Source organism: Campylobacter sp. GB48 (assembly GCF_049221845.1).
In the GTDB taxonomy this organism is placed as follows: domain Bacteria; phylum Campylobacterota; class Campylobacteria; order Campylobacterales; family Campylobacteraceae; genus Campylobacter_D; species Campylobacter_D lari_C.
On the sequence record NZ_JBMJAR010000033.1, the window covers coordinates 1 to 3186 of the forward strand.

The window sequence follows — 3186 nt, forward strand, 5'->3', positions numbered from 1 at the left end:
GCATAATAAAGTATTATCTTCTAATATAGGATGCATACAAGAAGTATCAGGACTTATATTAACATCTTCTATTTTAGGAAGAGTTATTTTTCTTTTTTTAGCCATAAAAAGTCTTGTGGGTTTGAAGTATGCTTTCTAATTGCTCATCTTTAGCATAAAGAAGTTTCTCCTCTAAAGAACAATCAAAATTTAAAGGAAAAGGTTTTATGGTATCCTTGCTTAGAAATTTTTGCCAAAGTATAGAGTTTTTTTCTAATGAGAAATTCCAAAAATCATCTTTGTTATTATAAACATAGTCTTTATAATCTATAAAATTTACAAAGTTGATATTTACATTTTTTTGCTTAGAAAGCATACCTTGTATGTTTTCTTCTTCTGCGTTTTTTGGAATTTTATTATAGTTTTTAAGGTAGTTATTGATTCTATTGTCATTTAAGTCTTGATTTTCAAGTTCATTTAAAAGTTCTTTAGAATAATAATTTAAAAAATAATTATTTGCATATTCTTCTATATGCTCTTTAAAACTTCTTTTATAAATTAACTCATCATAACTAGTAGGGTAAGATTTTAAAGTATTATTTTTAGAGTTTAATATATAATCATACCCTGTAAAAAAATAAGAAAAATCCATAAAGGCATAATCAGCACTTATGCCTTTACAAAGGTTTAAAAAAATATTTTCAAGTTCTAAGATAATTTTTTCATCTTTGCTTAAATTTAACTCTTTTTGAAGTTGTTCTTGGGTTTTTGAGATAAAGCCATAATTAAGTTTATCTTCATAATTTTTTACTAGATAATTTAAATTTTCATCATTAAGATTAAAAGTAAGATATAGTGAAGAATTAAAATAAATATCGTATTTATTAAAGTAGGGTGCTAAATTATCTTTTTCTATAAAAGTATTGATTTGGCTTTGAGAAAAATTTTCTCCTTTTTCGTCCCAAAAAGGTAAATTAGGGGAGAGGTTTTTAAGAGTTCCTATTTCACTTAATTCATCTTTTTGATAATATCTATGTAAAATGTATTTGCTTTTATCTCTACATAAACGATTATAAATTTGAGTATAATTTGAAGGTAAAAAATTTAACCATTCATCCTCACTGTGTAGATTTATACCTTCAAATTTATCAATATTAAAACAAGCTTTAAGTTCTTGCATAGCTTTTAAGGTATTTTCTAAATGTTTATTATAAAAATTATTTTCATTAGCTTTTTTAAAGCTAAGCCATTCTTGTAAATTAAGGCGATTACCTTTTAAACTCCAAGCATTAAGGTATTTTTCATCACTAAAAGTTTTTTTAGATAAAAGATGAAAACTAACCTGATTAGCACTTATATTTTGTGTTTTCATTCAAATTTAAAACTTTTCAAATATTCTGCAACAGGATCTTCGCTTATCCATTCATCCTCGCTCATTTCTTCATCAAATTCATCATATCCATAACAATAAGGATCATCATAAAGCTCCATTTCTCTTGTTTGGGCAATACCTTCTATGCAAATTTTTGCACTGGTGCAACCTTCTTGGTTTTCATTTGGTTTTAAAGCTTTTAAGGTATTAAAAATTTCAAAAGCATCACTGTATTCTTTTTCATATTCTTCTTTATCAAAACCTTTTTTGTCATGATGAGCATTTATAGTCTCATATAAGGCCATTTCCGCGGCTACGGCTAAAAATGTAACACCACAACTTGATTCAAAATCTCCATATTTTTCGTATTCTTCACTTACAATACCATTGATATTGGCTCCTTTTTCTAAAGCAATTTGAAACTTTCTTACATCGGATTCTTCAATTGCTATAAGTAAATCATAATCAATTTCTTTTACCATTTTTTCCTCCTAAGGTTCTAAAATAACTTGAAAATCAGCACTGATTTCTTTTCTATCTTGAGAATGTAAATTAGCATAAAAATTCACAAAATGTTTATCCAGATTAAAATCTTCCCCATTGATTTTTTCTAAATTGCTTTTAAAATTAAGTCTTTTGATAAAAACCCAACTAGGCCCTCCATTCAAAGCTTCCTTATACATTCTTATAAGTGCAGATCTTAAACCTTTCTCTTTATCTTTTAAAAGATTTTCAGCCTCTTCTTTTGTTTGATTTTCTGGTTCTTTAAAGCGTTTTTTATTAAAATTTATAGAATACTCTTTTTCTTTTTCAGCTTTAGCTTTTGCTTGATTGCTCGGTTCTTTAAAAACAGACTTATAATTCTTACCATGATCGGTTATTTCTGTGCTTCTATTGCAAGCTATAGCATAGTCCATTCCATATAATCTTGCACATTTTAATTGATAAGAAATTTGATCGGTTAAATTTAAAGCGCTACTATAAGCATAGTTTTTAACCTCTACTATCATTCTTTTTTTATCCTCAAGTGTGATAATAAAATCAGGATCACTACCTTTTCCGCTACGAATTCCATCTTCTTTAAAAACACCATCTGCATTGATTCTTTGATGATAAAGATGAGGGGCATGTCTTAAAAGAACAAGAGAAACAACCCATTCAGCATAGTCAGCTCCTGCTCTTTTATTGATGAAATTTTTAAGTTTTTTAGTGCTTTTGTTATTAACAATATCTTTCAAATCAACTGTTTGTTTATTATGTCTTTTAACCTTAGCTTCTCTATCCTCTTTAATTTTATCTATTTTTTTCTTGATTTCATCTTTCTCTTTGTCGGTTGTAGCTCGTTGTAATTGCTCGTTTGCTTTTTTCATTTCCTCTTCATAAGTTTTTTTAATAATAGCTTCATTTCTTGCTAAAAGTTCTTCTGCTTTAGCTTTTAAACTATTTAGATCTTGATCTAATTCTCCATCCTTTTCTTGATAATGTTTTCTTTCTTCATCACTCACTTCAAGAGCTTCTCTAAATTCTTTAGGAGTTTGTAATTTTTCAAAAGGAGCATGTTTTAATCTTAGTTTAGCCCTTCTAAAATAAATAGGATTTTCTTGTTTTTCTAAACCTTTTCTTAAAAAAACATGTCCTCCTATGGGCTTTTTATCAAAGTCAGGATGTTCTAATTCTATACAAAAACTTAATTCCTCATCTTTAATCTCATTATTAGAAATTTCTATTTTTCCTTGATCATTGGCAGTATTATCATACAGGAGTGTTTTTTTATCTTTATCATATATTTTTATTCTAGCTCCTATGATAGGGATATTTTTGATCTTATTTTCATA

At 27.1% G+C, this 3186-nt stretch carries 3 protein-coding genes; all 3 read right to left on the reverse strand.

Features of this window, described 5'->3' with window-relative positions; translation table 11 throughout:
• Positions 1-97: 97 nt before the first annotated feature.
• Positions 98-1351 carry a hypothetical protein gene (locus ACOTVC_RS08470; RefSeq protein ID WP_421628312.1) on the reverse strand — a complete coding sequence of 418 codons (1254 nt, stop codon included), beginning with the start codon at positions 1349-1351 and terminating at the stop codon, positions 98-100.
• The gene (locus tag ACOTVC_RS08475; protein ID WP_421628314.1) at positions 1348-1833 is read right to left on the reverse strand and encodes a hypothetical protein; all 486 of its coding nucleotides are present in this window, start codon (positions 1831-1833) and stop codon (positions 1348-1350) included. The genes ACOTVC_RS08470 and ACOTVC_RS08475 overlap by 4 nt, the downstream gene beginning before the upstream one ends.
• Before the next feature lie 9 nt (positions 1834-1842).
• The coding region (locus ACOTVC_RS08480; protein WP_421628315.1) for a hypothetical protein at positions 1843-3186 on the reverse strand (1344 nt) is incomplete at its 5' end.

Coding starts and splice junctions, on each gene's coding strand:
- ACOTVC_RS08470 (WP_421628312.1), bottom strand. CDS start 1,351: ATGAAAACACAAAATATAAGTGCTAATCAGGTTAGTTTTCATCTTTTA.
- ACOTVC_RS08475 (WP_421628314.1), bottom strand. CDS start 1,833: ATGGTAAAAGAAATTGATTATGATTTACTTATAGCAATTGAAGAATCC.